Consider the following 4,025-nt stretch of genomic DNA (forward strand, 5'->3'; position numbering starts at 1 on the left):
GACGGGGTTGGGAGGCGGGGCGGGGGGGGGCAGGGCCGGATCGAGGTCGGGCGGGTGCGGGGGGGGGCTGGCGGGTCTGCCCGGTAGGCGATGGCGACGGGGCCCGGGGGGCAGAGGCGCCAGCGGCCACGCGCGCAGCAGGCGGCGCGCGAACGACGCGTACGGGCGGCCGGCCTGCGGGCGGCTCGCGGGCGCCGTGCCGTACGCACCGGCCGCGCCGGCGAAGGCCGGCACGAACACCGGCACGGTCGCGGCTTCGGGCTTCTTGCGCGCGAGCGCAGCCCGGCGGGCGGCGGCCAGTCGGTCGGTGGTCGCGGCAGGCAGGTCGGCCGNNCGGCGCACCTTCAGCGCGAATTCGTGTTCTCGATTTGCGGGAGCGGAGCTCATAGCGTGATTCCTTTGGCCTTGAGCGCTTGCGCCAGGGTGTGGGTGGCTCGCGAGCAGTGCGTCTTGACGCTGCCCTCGGAGCACCCCATTGCGGCGGCAGTCTCGGCGACATCCATATCTTCCCAATAACGCATCAGGAACGCTTCCCGTTGACGCGCCGGAAGTTTCTGGATTTCTTCGTCGATCAGGGCCAGAACCTGCTCTCGTTCGAGGCGGTGCTCGCTGCTTTCGACGCCCGCGTTGTCGTCCGCGGATTCGAGGGTTTCGAGCGGGTCGAAGTCGTCGTCGTCGGTGTTGTTCAGCGACGAGAAGAGCGTGACCCACGTGTTGCGGACCTTCTGCCGGCGGAACCAGTCGTGGATCGCGTTCTGCAGGATCCGCTGAAAAAGCAGCGGCAGCTCGGCCGCCGGCCGGTCACCGTACTTCTCCGCAAGCTTGATCATTGCGTCCTGCACGATGTCGAGCGACGCATCGTCGTCACGCACGGCGTACGCGGCCTGCTTGAACGCGCGCCTTTCGACGCCCGCCAGAAAGTCGGCGAGTTCCTTGTCTGATGCCATTCCGTGAAGGTATGCGCTGCGGGCCGCTGCGTGGTGAAAAAGGTCGAAAAATTTCGTAAAACCCGCGGATGCTATCAAATTTTCGCGCCGCTTGGCACCGGGGCGGGCGCCGCACGTTGCGCGCGAGCCGCGGCGGCGGGGTGCCGGGCGGCGCCCATGATGCGCTGCGGGATATTTTGCTTGACGGCCCATTCGCGACCCGCTATCGTCAGCGATTCGCAACATGAAGTGATGGTCTCATTTGAGGCTGGCCCAAGAAGCCTGCCCTTCAAACTGGACGCGCCGCTTGAACCCGAGCCACAAGCCCGGCAGAGAGCACCCGATCAATTTTTTGCCGAAAATTCGAAAGGTCAAAATGAACATGCCCAGCGCGGAATTCTCCACGTCGGAACCCCTTTCCCCTCCCGATAGCGACTCCATCGGCGGTACCGTGCTCATGAAGGCACTGGCCGATGAAAACGTCGAATTCATCTGGGGCTACCCCGGCGGCTCGGTACTCTACATCTACGACGAGCTTTACAAGCAGGACAAGATTCAGCACGTGCTGGTGCGCCACGAACAGGCGGCCGTGCACGCAGCCGATGCGTATGCGCGTTCCACCGGCAATGTCGGCGTCTGCCTCGTGACGTCGGGCCCCGGTGTCACCAACGCGGTGACCGGCATCGCCACGGCGTACATGGATTCGATCCCGATGGTCGTGATCAGCGGCCAGGTGCCCACGGCAGCGATCGGCCAGGATGCGTTCCAGGAGTGCGACACCGTCGGCATCACGCGTCCGTGCGTGAAGCACAACTTCCTCGTGAAGGACGTGCGCGACCTCGCGGAAACCGTCAAGAAGGCGTTCTACATCGCCCGCACCGGCCGTCCGGGCCCCGTGCTGATCGACATCCCGAAGGACATCTCGAAGACGCCGTGCCAGTACGAGCCCGTCAAGAGCGTGTCGCTGCGTTCGTACAACCCGGTCACGAAGGGCCATTCGGGCCAGATCCGCAAGGCCGTGTCGCTGCTGCTGACGGCGAAGCGTCCGTACATCTACACGGGCGGCGGCATCATCCTCGCCGACGCGTCGCGTGAACTGAACCAGTTCGCGGACCTGCTCGGCTACCCGGTCACGAACACGCTGATGGGCCTCGGCGGCTATCGCGCGTCGGACAAGAAATTCCTCGGCATGCTCGGCATGCACGGCACCTACGAAGCGAACATGGCGATGCAGCACTGCGACGTGCTGATCGCGATCGGTGCCCGCTTCGACGACCGCGTGATCGGCGATCCGGCGCACTTCGCGTCGCGTCCGCGCAAGATCATCCACATCGACATCGACCCGTCGTCGATCTCGAAGCGCGTGAAGGTCGACATCCCGATCGTCGGCGACGTGAAGGAGGTGCTGAAGGAGCTGATCGAGCAGCTGCAGACGGCCGAGCATGGCCCCGACACCGAAGCCCTCGCGCAATGGTGGAAGGACATCGAGGGCTGGCGCTCGAAGGACTGCCTGAAGTACGACCGCGAAAGCGAGATCATCAAGCCGCAGTACGTGGTCGAGAAGGCGTGGGAGCTGACGGACGGCAATGCGTTCGTGTGCTCGGACGTCGGCCAGCACCAGATGTGGGCGGCGCAGTTCTACCGTTTCAACAAGCCGCGTCGCTGGATCAACTCCGGCGGCCTCGGCACGATGGGCTTCGGCCTGCCGGCAGCGATGGGCGTCAAAATGGCGCACCCGGACGACGACGTGCTGTGCATCACGGGCGAAGGCTCGATCCAGATGTGCATCCAGGAGCTGTCGACCTGCCTGCAGTACGACACGCCCGTGAAGATCATTTCGCTGAACAACCGCTATCTCGGCATGGTTCGCCAGTGGCAGCAGATCGAATACAGCAAGCGCTATTCGCATTCGTACATGGATGCGNNGAAGACCTGTAACGGCGCGACGCGCGCCTGGGCCGAAGCGGCCGCCTTCACGAAAGGCGGTGCGGCACGCGGCGGCGCGCGGCGCGAGTGAATCGACACGGACACATTCTGGAAGAAGCGAACATGAGACACATCATTTCCGTCCTGCTGGAGAACGAACCGGGCGCGCTGTCGCGCGTGGTCGGTCTGTTTTCCGCACGCGGCTACAACATCGAAACCTTGACGGTGGCGCCGACCGAAGACCAATCGCTGTCGCGGCTCACCATCGTTTCCATTGGCTCCGACGACGTGATCGAACAGATCACGAAGCATCTGAACCGCCTGATCGAGGTGGTGAAAGTGGTGGACCTGACCGACGGTGCACACATCGAACGCGAGCTGATGCTGATCAAGGTACGTGCAGTGGGCAAGGAGCGCGAAGAAATGAAGCGGATGGCGGACATTTTCCGCGGCCGCATCATCGACGTGACCGAAAAGACCTACACGATCGAATTGACGGGCGCGAGCGACAAGCTCGACGCATTCATCCAGGGGCTGGACGCGGGCGCGATCCTCGAGACCGTGCGCACCGGCAGCTCCGGCATCGGACGCGGCGAGCGCATCCTGAAGGTGTGATGCCGACATTGCCAAAGTGGCACGCCGGGTGCGCCGTCATGTCCCGGCCCGCAGTACTCCATCCGAACGAATTGTTGAATTTTTGAATTAGCGAAGGAACCATCATGAACGTTTTCTACGACAAAGACGCTGACCTCTCCCTCATCAAGGGCAAGCAAGTCACGATCATCGGCTACGGCTCGCAAGGCCATGCACACGCGCTGAACCTGAAGGACAGCGGTGTCAACGTGACGGTCGGCCTGCGCAAGGGCGGCGCGTCGTGGAGCAAGGCCGAGAACGCAGGCCTGTCGGTCAAGGAAGTCGCGGAAGCGGTGAAGGGCGCCGACGTCGTGATGATGCTGCTGCCGGACGAGCAGATCGCCGACGTGTACGCGAAGGAAGTGCACGAGAACATCAAGCAGGGCTCGGCGCTGGCATTCGCGCACGGCTTCAACGTCCACTACGGCGCGGTGATCCCGCGCGCCGACCTCGACGTGATCATGATCGCGCCGAAGGCACCGGGCCACACCGTGCGCGGCACGTACTCGCAAGGTGGCGGCGTGCCGCACCTGATCGCGG

General features: G+C 64.3%; 4 protein-coding genes and 1 pseudogene. 3 read left to right on the top strand and 2 right to left on the bottom strand.

Annotation, left to right across the window (positions count from 1 at the left end; genetic code table 11):
* Both FOZ70_RS37325 and FOZ70_RS37330 read right to left on the bottom strand, forming a co-directional pair.
* Positions 1-387: DUF3619 family protein (locus FOZ70_RS37325; protein WP_258025846.1), on the bottom strand; the 387-nt coding region annotated here is incomplete at its 3' end.
* The gene (locus tag FOZ70_RS37330) at positions 384-947 is read right to left on the bottom strand and encodes an RNA polymerase sigma factor (RefSeq protein WP_021162797.1); all 564 of its coding nucleotides are present in this window, start codon (positions 945-947) and stop codon (positions 384-386) included. The genes FOZ70_RS37330 and FOZ70_RS37325, both read right to left, overlap by 4 nt.
* A 355-nt stretch (positions 948-1,302) precedes the next feature.
* Here FOZ70_RS37330 and FOZ70_RS37335 point away from each other — a divergent pair.
* The 3 genes and pseudogenes from FOZ70_RS37335 to FOZ70_RS37345 all read left to right on the top strand — a co-directional run.
* Positions 1,303-2,850 (top strand): annotated as a pseudogene (locus FOZ70_RS37335) (acetolactate synthase 3 catalytic subunit); the annotation flags it as partial.
* 125 nt (positions 2,851-2,975) lie between these two features.
* Entirely contained in the window at positions 2,976-3,467 is a 492-nt protein-coding gene (ilvN, locus tag FOZ70_RS37340) for an acetolactate synthase small subunit (protein WP_011352712.1), read from the top strand.
* A gap of 104 nt (positions 3,468-3,571) precedes the next feature.
* A partial coding sequence (locus FOZ70_RS37345; RefSeq protein WP_219707879.1) for an NAD(P)-binding domain-containing protein occupies positions 3,572-4,025 on the top strand: 454 nt, incomplete at its 3' end.

Origin of the sequence: Burkholderia sp. COPS (assembly GCF_019425585.1) — a bacterium.
Classification (GTDB): Bacteria; Pseudomonadota; Gammaproteobacteria; order Burkholderiales; family Burkholderiaceae; genus Burkholderia; species Burkholderia cepacia.

What these genes read in the sequence shown, in the direction of transcription:
- ilvN (WP_011352712.1), top strand. Translation starts at nt 2,976, where the DNA reads ATGAGACACATCATTTCCGTCCTGCTGGAGAACGAACCGGGCGCGCTG.
- FOZ70_RS37330 (WP_021162797.1), bottom strand. Translation starts at nt 947, where the DNA reads ATGGCATCAGACAAGGAACTCGCCGACTTTCTGGCGGGCGTCGAAAGG.